This is a genomic window from Flavobacterium sp. K77, from assembly GCF_021608205.1.
In the GTDB taxonomy this organism is placed as follows: Bacteria; Bacteroidota; Bacteroidia; order Flavobacteriales; family Flavobacteriaceae; genus Flavobacterium; species Flavobacterium turcicum.
In genome coordinates this window covers 904,258-920,644 of the sequence record NZ_JAKIHO010000001.1, presented here as the reverse complement: position 1 = coordinate 920,644, position 16,387 = coordinate 904,258, and the positions used below count along the sequence as shown (strand labels likewise).

The 16,387-nt window shown below is 36.9% G+C and carries 15 protein-coding genes; 4 read left to right on the top strand and 11 right to left on the bottom strand.

The annotated features are described in order from the left end of the window. The first annotated feature begins 42 nt into the window (after positions 1-42). Positions 43-759, top strand: coding sequence for a 3-ketoacyl-ACP reductase (locus L1S34_RS04075; RefSeq protein WP_236362925.1), 717 nt, complete (start codon positions 43-45; stop codon positions 757-759). Positions 760-851: 92 nt separating this feature from the next. Here the strand turns inward: L1S34_RS04075 and L1S34_RS04070 are convergent, their stop codons facing one another. Then, on the bottom strand, positions 852-1,727 hold the full coding sequence (locus tag L1S34_RS04070; protein WP_236362924.1) for a L,D-transpeptidase: 876 nt from the start codon (positions 1,725-1,727) through the stop codon (positions 852-854). Positions 1,728-2,144: 417 nt separating this feature from the next. Then, entirely contained in the window at positions 2,145-3,473 is a 1,329-nt protein-coding gene (mtaB, locus tag L1S34_RS04065; RefSeq protein ID WP_236362923.1) for a tRNA (N(6)-L-threonylcarbamoyladenosine(37)-C(2))-methylthiotransferase MtaB, read from the bottom strand. An 856-nt stretch (positions 3,474-4,329) separates the two neighbouring features. Between mtaB and L1S34_RS04060 the strand changes: the two genes are divergently transcribed. Further along, complete coding sequence (locus L1S34_RS04060) at positions 4,330-4,701, top strand: hypothetical protein (protein WP_236362922.1); 372 nt, start codon at positions 4,330-4,332, stop codon at positions 4,699-4,701. Positions 4,702-4,827: 126 nt separating this feature from the next. Then, positions 4,828-5,340 carry a hypothetical protein gene (locus tag L1S34_RS04055; RefSeq protein ID WP_236362921.1) on the top strand — a complete coding sequence of 171 codons (513 nt, stop codon included), beginning with the start codon at positions 4,828-4,830 and terminating at the stop codon, positions 5,338-5,340. Between the two features lie 244 nt (positions 5,341-5,584). On the opposite strand, the gene L1S34_RS04050 is transcribed toward L1S34_RS04055, so the two are convergent. The 9 genes from L1S34_RS04050 to hisS all read right to left on the bottom strand — a co-directional run bounded on the left by L1S34_RS04050 (position 5,585) and on the right by hisS (position 14,719). Further along, a complete protein-coding gene (locus tag L1S34_RS04050; protein WP_210788341.1) occupies positions 5,585-6,382 on the bottom strand; it encodes a Cof-type HAD-IIB family hydrolase in 798 nt (265 codons plus the stop codon). A 19-nt stretch (positions 6,383-6,401) separates the two neighbouring features. After that, on the bottom strand, positions 6,402-6,620 hold the full coding sequence (locus tag L1S34_RS04045; RefSeq protein WP_166138547.1) for a DUF2007 domain-containing protein: 219 nt from the start codon (positions 6,618-6,620) through the stop codon (positions 6,402-6,404). A gap of 11 nt (positions 6,621-6,631) precedes the next feature. Next, positions 6,632-7,321, bottom strand: a complete 690-nt coding sequence (locus L1S34_RS04040; protein WP_236362920.1) for a DEAD/DEAH box helicase — start codon at positions 7,319-7,321, stop codon at positions 6,632-6,634. A gap of 85 nt (positions 7,322-7,406) precedes the next feature. After that, the gene (locus tag L1S34_RS04035) at positions 7,407-8,570 is read right to left on the bottom strand and encodes a sigma-54-dependent transcriptional regulator (RefSeq protein ID WP_236362919.1); all 1,164 of its coding nucleotides are present in this window, start codon (positions 8,568-8,570) and stop codon (positions 7,407-7,409) included. Between the two features lie 176 nt (positions 8,571-8,746). Further along, a complete protein-coding gene (locus L1S34_RS04030; RefSeq protein ID WP_236362918.1) occupies positions 8,747-10,063 on the bottom strand; it encodes an ABC transporter permease in 1,317 nt (438 codons plus the stop codon). A 51-nt stretch (positions 10,064-10,114) separates the two neighbouring features. Beyond that, positions 10,115-11,038 carry an ABC transporter ATP-binding protein gene (locus L1S34_RS04025; RefSeq protein ID WP_166138561.1) on the bottom strand — a complete coding sequence of 308 codons (924 nt, stop codon included), beginning with the start codon at positions 11,036-11,038 and terminating at the stop codon, positions 10,115-10,117. Between the two features lie 149 nt (positions 11,039-11,187). Beyond that, positions 11,188-12,303, bottom strand: a complete 1,116-nt coding sequence (gene dnaJ, locus L1S34_RS04020) for a molecular chaperone DnaJ (protein WP_166138564.1) — start codon at positions 12,301-12,303, stop codon at positions 11,188-11,190. Between the two features lie 57 nt (positions 12,304-12,360). Further along, positions 12,361-12,939, bottom strand: coding sequence for a nucleotide exchange factor GrpE (locus tag L1S34_RS04015; RefSeq protein ID WP_166138567.1), 579 nt, complete (start codon positions 12,937-12,939; stop codon positions 12,361-12,363). A 403-nt stretch (positions 12,940-13,342) separates the two neighbouring features. After that, positions 13,343-14,719 (bottom strand): histidine--tRNA ligase, encoded by a 1,377-nt coding sequence (hisS, locus tag L1S34_RS04010; protein ID WP_236362917.1) that lies wholly within the window; start codon positions 14,717-14,719, stop codon positions 13,343-13,345. 373 nt (positions 14,720-15,092) lie between these two features. Here hisS and L1S34_RS04005 point away from each other — a divergent pair, with 373 nt between their 5' ends. Then, positions 15,093-16,334: an ABC transporter permease gene (locus L1S34_RS04005; RefSeq protein ID WP_236362916.1), complete on the top strand. Its 1,242-nt coding sequence runs from the start codon at positions 15,093-15,095 to the stop codon at positions 16,332-16,334. The last annotated feature ends 53 nt before the right edge of the window (positions 16,335-16,387 follow it).

Here is a 16,387-nt window from a genome sequence, read left to right as displayed (position 1 = left end):
GTACTACAAGTTTTCAAAAACTGACTTTAAAAAAAACAACAAATGACTGATTTAAAAAATAAAACGGCACTGGTTACCGGCGCCGGAAAAGGAATAGGAAAAGCAATTGCATTGGCTTTAGCCAAAGAAGGCGTAAACGTAATTTTAGTAGCGCGCACTCAAGAAGAAATTGACAGTGTAGCTGCAAAAGTACGGTCGTTACGTGTAAAAGCTTTGGCTGTTACTGCAGATGTTGCTGATATCAACTCTGTAAACGCTGCTGTAGAAAAAGCATTGAGCGAATTCGGTGCTATTGATATTTTAATCAACAACGCAGGTATAGCATCGTTTGGAAAATTCTTAGAATTAGAGCCAACCGATTGGGAACGCATTATTCAAGTGAATTTAATGGGACCGTATTACGTAACGAGAGCCGTTGTTCCGAACATGATTGAAAGACAAACTGGAGATATTATCAACATATCGTCAACCGCTGGATTAGCCGGAAATGCAATGACGAGTGCTTACAGCGCTTCAAAATTCGCCTTGTTAGGACTAACAGACTCATTGATGCAAGAAATGCGCAAACACAACATTCGTGTTACTGCTCTTACCCCAAGCACCGTAGCTACTGATATGGCCAAAGAACTAAAACTTACCGACGGAAATCCGGATAAAGTAATGCAAACCGAAGATATGGCAGAGCTCGTAATCGCGCAACTGAAACTAAATCGTCGCGTGTTTGTAAAAAATAGCAGCCTTTGGTCTACTAATCCATAATAATTAAAAGACTAAAGCATAAAAATTAAAAACCATTGAGAAGCAAATTAAAATCGCTTTCTCAATGGTTTTTTCTTTTTTAGAAGCTGGGTCTATTCCTTATTTTGTTGCGTAGCTCTATTTTTCTGTTCTTTTAAAATAGTATTCATATGTGCTTTTGTTTCTCTTTCGATATCACTTTCATTTAGCTGTAAACCTTTCGCATCGTCAACCAAAACATACCAAGGTTTGGCTTTGCCAAACGGATATGCTCCAAAAACAATGACAGGAGTTCCTTTTACTTTTACATTTTGATCATCTTGAAGTATCCATTCGTCTGCCCAACTATACAGTTTTTTGGCATCCGCTTCTTGAAGTCTCAAACAAGAGTGCGAAGCTGGATAACCCGGCAAAGCATATTGATGAAAACCAACACCCAATTTGTTCTCGATATTAAAATTCCATTTTAAATCCCACTCGTCGTTAAAAGTACTGGTTGTTTCTTCAGCTTTCCAGTTGGTAAAAAACAATCCTGTTGGAGTTTTATCTTTTTCCCTTCCCATATTCGTTGGACCGGTATAAATTAGTTCGCCGTTTTCATAGGCAGCAAAAGTTTGTGTGGGATACGAAAAATAGATAATCTTTTCAACTTCCTTCAAAGCCAAAACCTTCAACGGAAAAGGCAAATAATAGGCTATGTCTCCAGTAAAATCATTTGGAACTATAACCGAATCTAATTTTTTGAAATTCTCAGCGTCTGTTCTATTGATGGCATAAGCAAGCTGCAATTGAGTGCTATCGTTGCCAGATTTCTTTAGCCATTCTTTCGTGTTTTCAAAATTATAAGTGACTGTACCAGGTTTTTTTCGTTCTATTTTAGTTGTAATTTTTTCTGATTGATTTTTGTCTTTAGAACTTGCTGCGCGCTCTTTACAAGAAAACAAAACAGAACAAACTACGGCGCTAAGGATACATACAATTGGCTTCATAAGGTTAAATTTTAATTAATTTAAAAGTACCTCAATCAACCGCCCAGTCTGTTACACAATTAGTACTAGTTGTTACAGAATTAAACTTGATTAAAATCCAATTAGGTAAAATTATTCGAAAGTGACAGTAAGAGTGTTTTTTGTTTAGTAAAAAAAACAAACTTCTCGATTCGCCACACTCAGCGATGCGACCTGTATCAAGAATCGTTTTTAATGAAATTTTTCTTGTTCTCGATACATTTTTCTACCGAAAAATACTCGAACTGACGAAAAATTATCATCAAAAACTATAAATGACCTTACGTTTTAGTACAAAAAACCATTAAGTGAGTTAAGTTAATTAAGCCTAAAACTTAATGAACTTAACCCCTTAATGGTTTAAAATTATTTTACTTAAATGACTTATATGTTTAAAACCTACACTAACACAGATACAAAATCCATGCGCACACTGCCATCCTCATCAATTCGAGTCAAGTTGATATCGTGTAGGGTATTCACCAATTCCGGATTCCAAGGCGTTTTTACTTTTACGTAATTCTCAGTAAATCCGTGAATATAGCCTTCCTTATTTTCGCTTTCAAACAACACTTTACGTTGCGTTCCCAATTGGCTTTCATAAAAAGCACGACGTTTTTTCACAGATAATCCACGTAACATTTTACTACGTTTCGCACGCACATTTGCCGGAACAACGCCACTCATAGCAGCAGCTTCGGTATTATCACGCTCCGAATACGTAAATACATGCAAGTACGAAATATCCAAATCATTCAAAAAATGATACGTTTCCAGAAAATGCTCATCGGTTTCACCCGGAAAACCTACAATGACATCCACACCTATACACGCATGTGGCATCACCTCGCGAATTTTACTCACGCGCTCCGTGTACACCTCGCGCAAGTAACGACGTTTCATCAACTTCAAAATATCGTTACTGCCTGATTGCAACGGAATATGAAAATGTGGAACAAAAGTTCTGCTTTTTGACACAAATTCAATCGTTTCGTTTTTCAATAAATTCGGTTCAATAGACGAAATTCGCAAACGCTCAATACCGTCTACTTCATCCAAAGCCTGAACCAATTCCAGAAAAGTATGTTCGTGTTTTTTATTTCCAAATTCCCCTTTACCGTAATCGCCAATATTTACGCCAGTAAGTACAATTTCTTTAATGCCTTGTTTCGAAATTTCGGCTGCATTTTTCAATACATTTTCTAACTCGTCACTTCTAGAAATTCCCCTCGCCAGCGGAATCGTGCAATAGGTACATTTATAATCACAACCATCCTGAACTTTCAAGAACGCGCGCGTTCTATCGCCAATGGAATAACTGCCTACATAAAAATCAGCTTCGGCAATCTCACACGAATGCACCTCGCCCATATCATTTTTAGACAAATCATTGATGTAATCGGCTAGTTTGAATTTTTCGGTAGCACCAAGCACCAAATCAACTCCATCCACAGCCGCCAATTCTTCGGGTTTAAGTTGCGCATAACAACCCACCGCAGCTACAAAAGCTTTATCGTTGAGCTTCATGGCCTTACGCACCACTTGTTTGAATTGTTTATCGGCATTTTCAGTAACTGAACACGTATTAATCACATACATATCAGCCACTTCTTCAAAATCAACGCGATCAAAACCCTCGTCTTGAAGATTGCGCGCAATAGTTGATGTTTCTGAGAAATTGAGTTTACAGCCTAAAGTATAAAAGGCGACTTTTTTGCGTTTTTCCATAAGTAAGCGCTATCTAATGAAATCGTTGTCAAAAAAATAGCGTGCGCAAATTTACGAACAAATACGAGAAAACTGCACCGAATTGAATTTTTATTAAACAGGGCGTGACCCTCCGTAAACTGCGGGTCGGGCTATGCGCTCTATCTTTATTTTTTTAAAGAAAAAAATAAAGGATGCCGCTGCTATCCCTCACGCGAGCGCACAAACTGCAAATCAAAACGGCGGCAACAAGAGAAACACATTATTGCTTTTGTAATAAAATTATTATTTCTATATTTGGTAATTGCAAACTAATTGTGCTATTTACTAATCATTTTCAATTGGTTTTAGTTGGAGAGGGTTTGTCCTCCAATATAGTAGTTAGCAGAGATTTTTAAACCTAAACCGCTGAAAAAAATTGGAGGAAGCGAAATTTATTCAAGACGAAAATATATTTATTTTAATCGGTGTTGAATTAATTCTTATTGCGCTGATATATTGGTTTTATAAGAGTTACTGTAAAGATAGAGAACGAGATTATCATAATAGTGCTGAAGATAATAGCTATGGGTATAGTAGAATGACTTCTTGGCGAGCGTATTTATTTGTCGGTGTAATATTTATAATAATATCGTGGGAATTGATTAAAAGACTCATTAATACTTTTCATTAAAACCTCAGCTAGTCCAAGCATTAGGTAACACTTGGCTAGCGCGAGCTTCAAGCTTTAATTCCATAACGTTATGAGTAAATTTTAAAAATGAACGAAACGAGAATTGATAAAATAGATTATGTTGTAGTCTCAATATATTTGCTTTTTGGTGCATTCATATGGGTTTCATATAAATTCTCCATTCTAAGGCAAGAGAATATAAATATGATCTTGCTTGCGTTGACTTTTGGAGGGCCATCCTCCTTGTTTTTAATGTATTATAAAAGACTTCGTATACCGTCAATATCATTAATTTGGTTTGTAATTGGAATATCCCAATGGTATCTTGTAGACCAGCTGAAAAGCAACCCTGATTTCAATTCAGCAGTAGGTACATTCGCCGACTATGACTTGAATCTATTGACTATGATTATAATATTTACAGTTTTTAGATTTTTAAGCCTTCTTACTACGAAGCAAGAATTTATGATGGCGGCATGGTTTTCTCCAAAGGACAATAGAAAATTAAATCTTCTAGATTACATTTTGACTTTTACTGGACTTATAATATTGATAATTATAAGTACAGTGGTATAAAATAAAATCGAAAAAATTACCAACTCCAAACCAAACCTCAAAATGACTGAACGATTTTTAAAAGCAAAACATTGGCAACTTTTTATTTTGACCTTCGGAATTCCGTTAATTTTTCAAATAATATTGATGAGTACAATATTTGCAACAATAGCAACGCAAACCACTCCTGACCCAACCATAATTTTTAGTTACATGAAATTCTTTCCACTAATTATGCTATTATTTATGGCGATATTGTTTGGTTGGTTTTGGTCTGTAGCAATTGGGTTGCAAAAAAAAGTACCTCAAGACATAAGCATGAAAGTGAAAAAGTTTAAAATTTTCTTTTTTATTCCGCTAGTTTATCTAGTACTGTTGATGCTTTTTTTTAACATTGCAATAGATGGATTTGACACCGCAAACCCTGAACCAAATATTGCTTTTATTGCCGGTTCCTTTGCTGTCATATTCCCTCTACACTTGTTTTCTATCTTTTGTATTTTGTATTCTATGTATTTTGTGGCAAAAACATTTAAGACTGTTGAATTACAACGCGCAGTGAAATTTGGCGACTTTGCTGGGGAATTTTTCATCCTGTGGTTTTATCCTATTGGTATATGGATCATACAACCAAAAATCAATAAAATGATTGAAGAGTAAAGGTTCAAAAGTCCCGGTTCGCTTTGTGAAGACTCTCATTCTGATAATTTTTAAAACTGAATGTAACAGCAAAAAATCATCGAAAAGTTTGTCTGGAACCAACCTTATAAAGATTCCTCCTTCGTCGGAATGACAAAAAAACATGCACAATTTTTTAAAAATAAAAACCATTAAAAAATTAAGTTTAAGAACAAATCTTAAATCCCTTAATTTCTTAATGGTTTAAAAAAAATGGTGCAATAGCTTACACCAAAATGTATTTTTGAATCACCTCGGCTACACCGTGATTGTTATTCGAGGCAACAATAGCGTCACCTTTAGAGCGTAATTCAGGATCAACATTGTCAACCCACACGCCTAAGCCGGCATATTCAATCATAGTTAAATCGTTGCCAGCATTGCCAACCGCGATAATTTCGCTTTGATGAATGCCTAATTTTTCAGCCAAGATTTTAATACTTGCTGCTTTATCTATTCCGTTTTGGGCTACTTCCAGAAAAAAAGGTTTCGACATACTCACACTCAAATGTGGCATGGCAGCCTTTAAATCTTGCTCCACTTCTTTCAAGTAAGAAGGCTCCTCGAGCAAAATACATTTCACCGCCGATGATTGCACTGCATCTGTAAAACGAGCCACTTTATTATGAGCTAAACCGGTAATGTTTTTTTCAACTTCAATGTATTCCGAGTCGGTTTCGCTTATAATTTCGCCATTCAAGTAAGTGATAATATGCGTTTTGCTTTTTAGGCTGTAGGCATACAACTCATGAATTTGTTCTTGACTTAGCGTTTGTTCAAAAATTACGGTATCAGTTTTTAAATCGGTAATGACAGCGCCGTTGTACGAAATCATGTAAGAGTCCTGCAATTGTAATTCCTCAGCAAACTGCACCATTGCAGGAGTAGGTCTGCCCGAAGCCAAAATAATATGAACACCTAACGCTTTTGCTTTTTCAAGCATTAATTTATTTTCGTTTGAAATGGTATGCGCATCCGTAAGCAACGTATCATCTAGGTCTAAAACCAGCATTTTATATTTCATTCTGCCTTTTTTCAATGATTTAAATACTCATTCGGAATTCCTCGATAACCGGATTTACCTTTGCAAATTCTGTTTCTTGTACAAACAATTCGACTGCTTGTCCCGTAGTGCCAAAACCCGCCAAACGTGCCGATTGAATATTATTTTTTAGCAAAGTCTCTACGCCAATTGCTTCAATTTTTTCTTTAAGTGCCAATGCTAAAATTTCACTTCCTGAAAACACTTTCATTAATCCCATGCTATTCCTATTTATTTATTATCGTCATTATTTTCTTCCTCGTTGTCCTCAGATTCTTCATCTTCGTCCTCTTCATCTTCATCCTCATCTTCATAAAAATCAAATTCAAAAGGCTCTATCAACATTCTTTCGGCCATGATTTCAATTCGTTCTGTGAACTGCTCAGTGAAAATAATACGTTGGGTTTTATCGATACTGTTCGAAATACGCATGATTTTAGTTTCGTGACGCAATTTCAAAATCGGGTCGGCATCGTCAAGAATAAACATTTTCAAGCGGTTCACGTTGTAACCTGCCGATGAAAACATTTCACTCAATTTATTTGGTGTACCAATCAAGACATCAATGCCAGTCGAAATGTAATTCTTATCGTAATCCATGTCGCCTTTGTCGTGTACTCCGTATATTTCCAGATCGGTATATTTAGCCAATTTTTCAAATTGCGCTACCATTTCGACCACTTTTTCTTTATCAGAAACAATGATTAAAGCGCGTGGCGATTCCTCAACTGAACCCACCAAACGCTGAATAACATTGATGACAATGGTAGTCGATTTTCCGCTGCCAGCAGGTGCAACAATAATAGCGTCGGCTCCACTTTTTAAAGTTCCAAAGGTTTCCTTCTGAATGTCATTTGCCTCTAAAAACCCGTTGTCAATTAAGTTTTGCTGCAGCGTCTCGTTTATTTTTTTTAATTTCATTCTTTTTATATTGAAAGATTCAAAAATTTAAAATTAAATGATTACTTCACTAATTTTTAAATGATTCAACCTCTAAATTATTTAATTATTTTGCTGCAAATAGCTTGACATCATTTTCAGAAATTTCGCTTCCGCCAAGGATAATCAATCGCTCCACTACATTGCGCAATTCTCTGATGTTACCGGTCCAATCGTATTCTTGCAAAAGCGTGATAGCAGCTGCCGAAAATTTCTTAACCGCGTTTCCTTGTTCCGATGCAATTTTTTCCGCAAAATGAGCAATCAACATCGGGATATCATCACGACGATCGTTAAGAGCTGGCACTTTGATCAAAATGACTGCCAAACGATGGTATAAATCCTCACGGAATCGGCCCTCAGCGATTTCTGTTTTTAGATCTTTGTTCGTTGCGGCAACTACACGAACATCTACTTTGATATCCTTGTCGGCACCTACACGGGTAATCATGTTTTCTTGTAAGGCACGCAATACTTTGGCCTGCGCCGAAAGACTCATATCGCCAATTTCATCTAGAAAAATGGTTCCTTTATCCGCTGCTTCAAATTTACCAGCGCGGTCTTTAACGGCAGAAGTAAATGCGCCTTTTACATGACCAAACAATTCACTTTCGATTAATTCAGATGGGATTGCAGCACAATTTACTTCGATTAAAGGAAAGTTTGCACGTTCACTTTTTTCGTGTAATTGATGCGCAACTAATTCTTTTCCGGTACCGTTGGGCCCGGTGATTAAAACCCTAGCTTCGGTTTGCGCTACCTTATCAATCATCAATTTGATGTGGTTGATGGCTTCGCTTTCGCCAATCATTTCGTAGTTTTTGCTAACCTTCTTTTTAAGAATTTTATTTTCAACTACGAGTTGTTTTTTGTCTAAAGCATTGCGAACTGTATTAAGCAATCTGTTCAAATCAGGTGGTTTTGAGATGTAATCAAAAGCGCCCAAACGCATGGTATTGATTGCGGTTTCCATATCGCCATGACCAGAAATCATGACCATCGGGATTTCAGGTTTTATTATTTTTACGGCTTCCAATACTTCGACACCGTCCATTTTTGGCATTTTAATATCGCACAAAACAAGATCATAGTCGTTGTTTTTTATTTTTTCGAAACCTACAATTCCATTTTCAGCCTCATCGACTTGGTAGGAATCGTTTTCTTCTGAAAGAATTTTAGACAGCACTCTGCGTATTGCTGCTTCGTCTTCGATAATCAATATTTTTGACATAATTCTAATTTTTTGTAGCCCAATAGGCTTGGTATTGTAAATGGCTAACGTTTACTAGTTGTGTTTAGAAACCTACTCCCTAGCCCCGATAGCAGCGGCATCCAGTTGTGGTAGCGCTAGCGAACACAAGTGATACAGCGAATAGCGGGAAACAGCTCCTAAAAAAACAATTTAGCTTAATATTTTAGCCAACGGTACATTTCTTTCCACGTTGGTTTTTTGCCGTACATTAATATTCCGATTCGGTAAATTTTGGCGGCAAACCAAACCACTGCAAAAAACGAGCCTAAAAGCAGCGTTATCGAAATTGCAATTTGCCACAAAGGTACGCCAAATGGGATGCGCATAAGCATTACAATAGGCGAAGTAAGCGGAATCATAGAAAATACTACTGCTACGGTGCCGTGCGGATCATTAATTACCGTAAAAAAGCCCACATAAACACTTAGCATGAGCGGCATAATGATAGGCAATAAAAACTGTTGCGAATCGGTTTGATTATCGACCGCAGCGCCAATAGCCGCATAAAAAGAGCTATACAAAAAGTAACCGCCAATGAAATAAATGATAAACCCAATGAGAATACTAGCAATAGGCAAGTTCCAAAGTTCCTTGATGTACAATTGTGCCGTGCTGCTCATTTCGTGCTGCGCAGCCTGCATCATCTCTGGCGAAACACTAGCGGCTGGACTTACATTGACACCAAAAAAGGTAGAAATTGCGAAAAATAACAGCAAACCAAGTACTGCCCAAATGCAAAATTGTAGTAAACCAGCGAGTGCGGTACCAATGATTTTGCCCATCATGAGTTGAAATGGCTTCACTGAGGAAATAATGATTTCGACAATGCGGCTGGTTTTTTCTTCGATTACGCTGCGCATGACCATGTTGCCGTAAATGATAATAAACATCATGATTAGGTATCCGAAAGCGCCACCAATTCCGATTTTGATTTCATTGATTCCCTTGACACTTTCTTCGCCAGAAACTTTAGTTAAATTGACATTGACCTTAGCTTGCGCTTTGTTTATAGCCAAAGTATCTAAGTTTGCTCTTACCAAATTGCTCTTGGTAAGACTAGTAGCAATAACATCTTGTATGTTTTTGACAAAGGTTAAACTTGGACTTTCGTTAGAAATATATTGAATTTTTGTTTCAAAATCTCTTGGATTGTTTGTTGCAGGAACGTACAAAATGCCTTCGAGACTTTCCTTAGAAAGACTGTCTTTAAGAAATTGCAAATCAATAGCCGATAAATCTTGGTATTTATAGGTTTCGCTTTTGGCATTGCGGGCTACAAACTCTTTTGCAAAATTGCCTTGCACATCGTGAATAGCAACGCGTTTGGTATCGGGTTTCATAGTGCTCAGATAGCCTACAAAAACCCCAATTCCTACAAACAGTAACGGACTTAAGAAAGTCATTACGATAAAGGATTTATTGCGGACTTTAGCAATAAATTCTCTTTTGATGATTAATGATATAATGCTCATTTAAAAATTTTGATTTCGGATTTAAAAACCAGAACCATTTTGAGAGGTTCTTTACTTTTGGCTTACGGTTTGAATAAAAATATCGTTTACAGACGGGATTTTTTCAACAAAATGCGTCACTTGCCCACGTTGTGTGAGTAAGTGCAACAACTCATTTGGTGCCGACTTTCCTATTTGAATCTCTAATTTTAGTTCTTGATTTAAAGATTTAAAATGAGCGGGACTTACAGTAAATTGTTTTGTAATATCATACATGAGGCCTTCAACATTGTCTGTTAAAATACCTACTTCAAAACTATTGGTTTTAAATTGTCGTTTGACATCATCTAGTTTTCCTTCGATCAACTTATTGGATTTGTGAATAAGCGCGATATGATCGCATAATTCTTCGACACTTTCCATACGATGCGTAGAAAATATTATGGTAGCACCTTGATCCCGAAGTGCTAAAATTTCGTCTTTTATAATATTGGCATTCACTGGGTCAAAACCAGAAAATGGTTCGTCAAAAATTAAAAGTTTGGGTTTGTGTAAAACACAGACAACGAACTGAATTTTTTGGGCCATACCCTTAGACAGTTCTTGAATTTTTTTGTTCCACCAACCTTGAATTCCGAGGCGATCAAACCAGTATTCCAATTGTTTTTTGGCCTCAGCTTTAGACAATCCTTTCATTTGAGCCAAATACAAACACTGCTCTCCTACTTTCATGGTATGATACAAACCGCGTTCCTCAGGCAAATAACCAATGTATTGTACGTGTTTGGGTTGCAAAGGTTCGCCATCTAAAAAAACTTGACCTTGATCAGGCAAAGTAATTTGATTAATGATTCGGATTAAGGAAGTTTTACCAGCGCCATTAGGACCAAGAAGACCATAAATACTTCCTTTTGGCACGGCTAAAGAAACGGAATTGAGTGCAACATAATCGCCATATTGCTTGACAATAGAATTGACTTCAAGTAAATTATTCATACGTTGTATTTAATTGCTGTAAATGTAAAAAAATTAGTCCTGATATGTAGCGGAACGGGTGCATAAAAAAACCCATCCGTGCTAAATAACAGGATGGGTTTGTTGGCGTTTATCAAAATACAATCAATCCAACTTAGATTGCGTTTGTATTATGAAAACATATCTTTTACCTTTTCAAAAAAGGACTTGTCTGACTTTTCTGGATTAGGGTGAAAGTTGTCATCGTTCATGTTTTTTTCAAAAAACTGTCTTTGTTCTTTATTTAATGTTTTTGGTGTCCAAACATTTACATGAACTAGCAAATCTCCGTTTCCGTATCCGTTGATACTTGGAATTCCTTTTCCTTTTAAACGTAAAATTTTACCTGATTGAATGCCTTCTTCTAACTTGATACGTACTTTTCCGTTGATGGCTTCGATATCTTTAGAGATTCCCAAAACCGCTTCAGCAAAGCTAATGTACAAATCAAAGTGCAAATTCTCACCTTCACGTTTCAAGAAGTCGTGCTCTAACTCTTCGATTGCTACGATCAAATCACCTGGTACGCTGTTTCCTGGCGCATCGTTTCCTTTGTTTGAAACTTTTAACTGCATTCCGTCAACAACACCGGCTGGTATTTTAATTGAAACCGTTTCATCTTCAAGAACCATTCCTTGTGAATCTGCGTCGGCTGGTTTTTTGTCTAAAATTTGACCTGAACCGTTACAAGTAGGGCAAGTAGAAGCAGATTGCATACGACCTAAAATGGTGTTCGTCACACGCATTACTTGACCTTGTCCGTTACAAGTATTACAAGTTTTATAAGTAACGCCAGCAGCTTGTACTTTACGTTTTACTTTTACTTTTTTCTCAACACCATTAGCAATCTCCTCTAAAGTCAATTTAACTTTGATACGAAGATTACTTCCTTTAGTACGACGATTTCCGCCGCCACCTCCGCCACCGAAGCCGCCAAAACCACCGCCAAAAATATCTCCAAATTGACTAAAGATATCATCCATATTCATACCGCCGTGACCGCCACCGCCAAAACCGCCAGAACCATCAAAAGCTTGGTGCCCGTACTGATCGTACTTGGCTTTTTTCTGAGGATCACTTAATACTTCGTAGGCCTCAGCAGCTAATTTGAATTTTTCTTCTGCTTCTTTGTCTCCAGGATTTTTATCAGGATGATATTGCAACGCACTTTTTCGGTATGCTTTTTTAATTGCATTCGCGTCCGCGTTTTTTGAAATGCCTAATATTTCGTAAAAATCTTTTTTCATCTTTATTTTTTCTTGTGCCTGTTCAGCTTACATTAATTTGCTAGTGATTGTAGCGCCTTACTGACCAATAACCACTTTAGGAAAACGAATGATTTTGTCACCCAATTTGTATCCTTTTTCAAGAACATCAACAATTTTTCCTTTCATACTATCTGATGGAGCTGGAATTTGAGTGATTGCTTCAGCAAAATCAGCATTGAAAGCATCACCTGCATTTACATCAACTTGCTCTAATCCTTTAGCAACTAATGTGTTTTTTAGTTTTTCGTGAATCAACTCTACACCTTTTGTCAACAATTCATCTTCAGACTTGTTAATTTCGATAATTGCTCTGTCAAAATCATCAAGAACAGGAAGTAAAGCCAATAAAACTTCTTGATTTGCTGTCTTAAACAAATCGATACGCTCTTTAGCTGTTCTTCTTTTATAGTTTTCAAACTCAGCAAAAAGACGTAAATACTTGTCTTTTTCCTTTGCTAAATCCTGAGATAATTGCTCCTCTACACTTAATTCCTCAACAACAGTTTGCTCTTCACTAGTGGTGTTCTCTACTGTAGTGCCCTCTAATTCTTGATCGATTTCTGTATTTTCAGTAGTCATAGTATTCTTATTTTTAAAAATATTCTTAAAATTCATTTTAATTTCATTTGGATTGCAAAAGTACTGCCAATTCTTTTAAAATGTCAAATTGTCACTCTTTATATTTTATAGTTGTCAAAGTTTTGATTGTAATACCGCAGAACAATTCGTTAAAGTGTCGTCTTGACCTAATTAAAGTAGCAAAAAAAGCTCTTTTTCAATTAGATAGCTAGCTATGCCGAATAAGAAAATCGAATTTTAGATTGCGCTATTTGATAATTAAAGAAAAAAATTAGGATTATTTTATGATTAAATCAATTCTATTTTTATAGTTTTGTGATTGATGGTAGTGCAAATAGAAAATTTGAGATGCCACGAGAATACCAAGTAATTATTAATTCACCATTACATTATAGAAAAAAGCTTCGTTTGAGACAAACGAAGCTTTTTTTTTATGCTATTATTTTACTTGAAGCACCTTCAACAATTCATCAAAAGAAAGGTTTTGCTGCTCTCCAGATGCTAAGTTTTTAAGAGCGTAAGTTCCTGCTTCCATTTCAGTTTCACCTACCAAAACGGCGTAGGGAATTCCGCGCTTGTCAGCGTGCTGAAATTGTTTGGCTAGTTTTGCCGCATCAGGATACAACTCGACGCGCACGCCAGCTTGGCGTAATTTGCCAATGGCTTGCATGGCGTACAAGGCTTCTTTGTGACCGTAGTTCAAAAATAAAGCTGCCGAAGTTGCCGTAACCGTTTGTGGAAACAAGCTTAACTCTTCGATTACCAAATAAATACGGTCCAAGCCAAATGAAATTCCAACGCCACTCATGTTTTTAAGTCCAAAAATACCCGTCAAATCATCATAACGGCCACCGCCACCAATAGAACCCATTGAAACGGTTTTAGGAGCTGCTACTTCAAAAATAGCTCCAGTGTAATAATTTAAACCTCTAGCCAGAGTTACATCAAGATCTAAAGTTGCTACTGATAAACCTAAATTTGCCACATTGTCACAAATAAAACGCAACTCCTCTACTCCTTTCATACCTTCGGCAGAATCTGCTAAAAGAGAAGAAAGTTGTTGAATTTTCTCAGCAAAAGTTCCTGAAAACTGAAACAGCGGCTGCACTTTTGCAATGGCATCAGCGGTAATGCCTTTTTCGGTCATTTCTTTTTTAACGCCGTCTTCACCAATTTTATCCAGCTTATCAAGTGCTACGGTAAAATCAATTAATTTATCCGAGGCACCGATTACCTCAGCGATTCCAGAAAGTATTTTTCGATTGTTAATTTTAATAGTCACGCCTTGCAATCCGAGCGCTGCAAAAACACTGTCATACAATTGCACCAACTCTACTTCTTGCCATAGCGATTGCGAACCTACCACATCAGCATCACATTGAAAAAACTCTCTGAAACGACCTTTTTGCGGACGATCAGCGCGCCAAACAGGTTGCACTTGGTATCGCTTAAACGGAAACTCGATTTCGTTTTGATGTTGTACTACATAACGTGCAAAGGGTACTGTTAAATCGTAACGCAATGCTTTTTCAGAGATACTTGCTGTTAATTTGGTACTGTCTTTCGCTTCTAAATGCGTACCATTGGCTTTAGCCAAATAATCACCTGAATTTAAAATTTTAAAAATCAAACGATCCCCTTCTTCGCCGTACTTACCCATTAGGGTTTCAGAGTTTTCAAAAGAAGGTGTTTCGATAGGTTGGAAACCAAATTTCTCGAAATTGGTTTTTATAATTTGAATGATATAATTGCGTTTTGCCACCTCAGCAGGTGAAAAATCTCTCGTTCCTTTTGGAATACTTGGTTTTGATGCCATGGTTTTATGATTGCTTTTTACAATACCTTTTTAGATCAAAAGCGCGATGGCTAAAATTTTGATCCATAAAAGATGAATTAAGGTGCAAATATCATATTTTTAAAATTATTCTCTTTAGAAAAAACGTCATTTTATTGCAATACACCTAGCCCTGATTGAAGTGAACAGTTGCAACGAAACAAATGCTATTGTTTTGTTGCAGCCAAGAGCGACCAACGGAAGCTCCTTGGGTGAAATAAAAACAAAGAATTTGTTGCTGCGAATGGTAACAAAAAGCGGGAAAAAGCTACTGATAGAAAAGTAGAAGAACAAAAAAGCAGGTTACGATAGAAAAATGTAACGAAATAAGTCAATTGGTGTCAAACGTACTATTATGATAAAATTATTCAAAGAAAATGTTCGAATTGCCTTAGGCTCCATTAGAACACAATTGTTGCGAACGGTGCTTACGGTAATGATTATTGCTATAGGAATCACTGCATTGGTGAGTATTTTAACCGTTGTATCTGCCTTGGAGAACACTATCTCTTCTGATTTTGCATCGATGGGAGCCAATACTTTCAACATCAAACAGTACGAAAATACTACACGTAATCGTGGCGGTGGCGAGCGCGAAATCATCAACCCGATTATTTCGTACCCAGAAGCGGTTGCTTTTAAAAATAAATATACTTACCCGTTTACCGAAACTTCTTTATCATTTACGGCTACCTCGGCGGCGGAAGTAAAATACGAAGCCACGAAAACCGATCCTGAAAATTCAATTGTAGGTGTTGATGAATATTTTATGACCAACTCCGGATTGGAAACTAGTTCAGGAAGAAATTTCACCCGATTTGATATTGACAACAACGCTTATGTTTGTGTAGTAGGTTCTGATTTTGAAAAAGGCTTGCTAAAAAATGTAAACCCAATTGATAAAATAATTTCCATTCGTGGGGCAAAATTTAGAGTTATTGGCGTGCTGAAAGAGAAAGGATCTACTTTTGGTAACAGTCAGGATTTGCGTATTTTGATTCCAATTCAAGTGGCGCGTTCGTTATTTACCGCTCCTAACATCAATTATACCGTGAGTGTTATGGTGGGTAAAAAAGAATTGCTTGAACAAGCGCTTGACAATGCCACAAGTACGATGCGACGTGTGCGAAAATTAAGCCCAGTAAAAGACAACAACTTTGGAATTGTACGCAGCGACGATTTGATTAACCGAATTTTGGGAATCACACAATATTTAGGACTTGCCTCATGGTTGATTGGAGTAATCACCGTTTTGGGCTCTTCGATTGCCTTGATGAATATCATGATTGTATCGGTAACCGAAAGAACGCGCGAAATTGGTGTGCGTAAAGCATTAGGCGCCAAAAAAACTACTATTGCGATTCAGTTTTTTATTGAAACCTTACTTATTGGCCAATTAGGTGGACTGGTTGGAATTATTTTTGGAATCCTAATTGGTTTTGGAATTGCAACTGCCATGAGTTTTGCATTCGTGATTCCGTGGGGAGCAATTATGGCTGCTTTTATCACTAGTTTTATCGTGGCGATTGCATCTGGACTTTACCCTGCAATTAAAGCGGCTGTTTTAGACCCCATTGAAGCGTTGCGATACGAGTAAAATTTGGCGTGAGTAAATAAAAAAAGGATCAACAAATCGTTTTGAATTGTTGC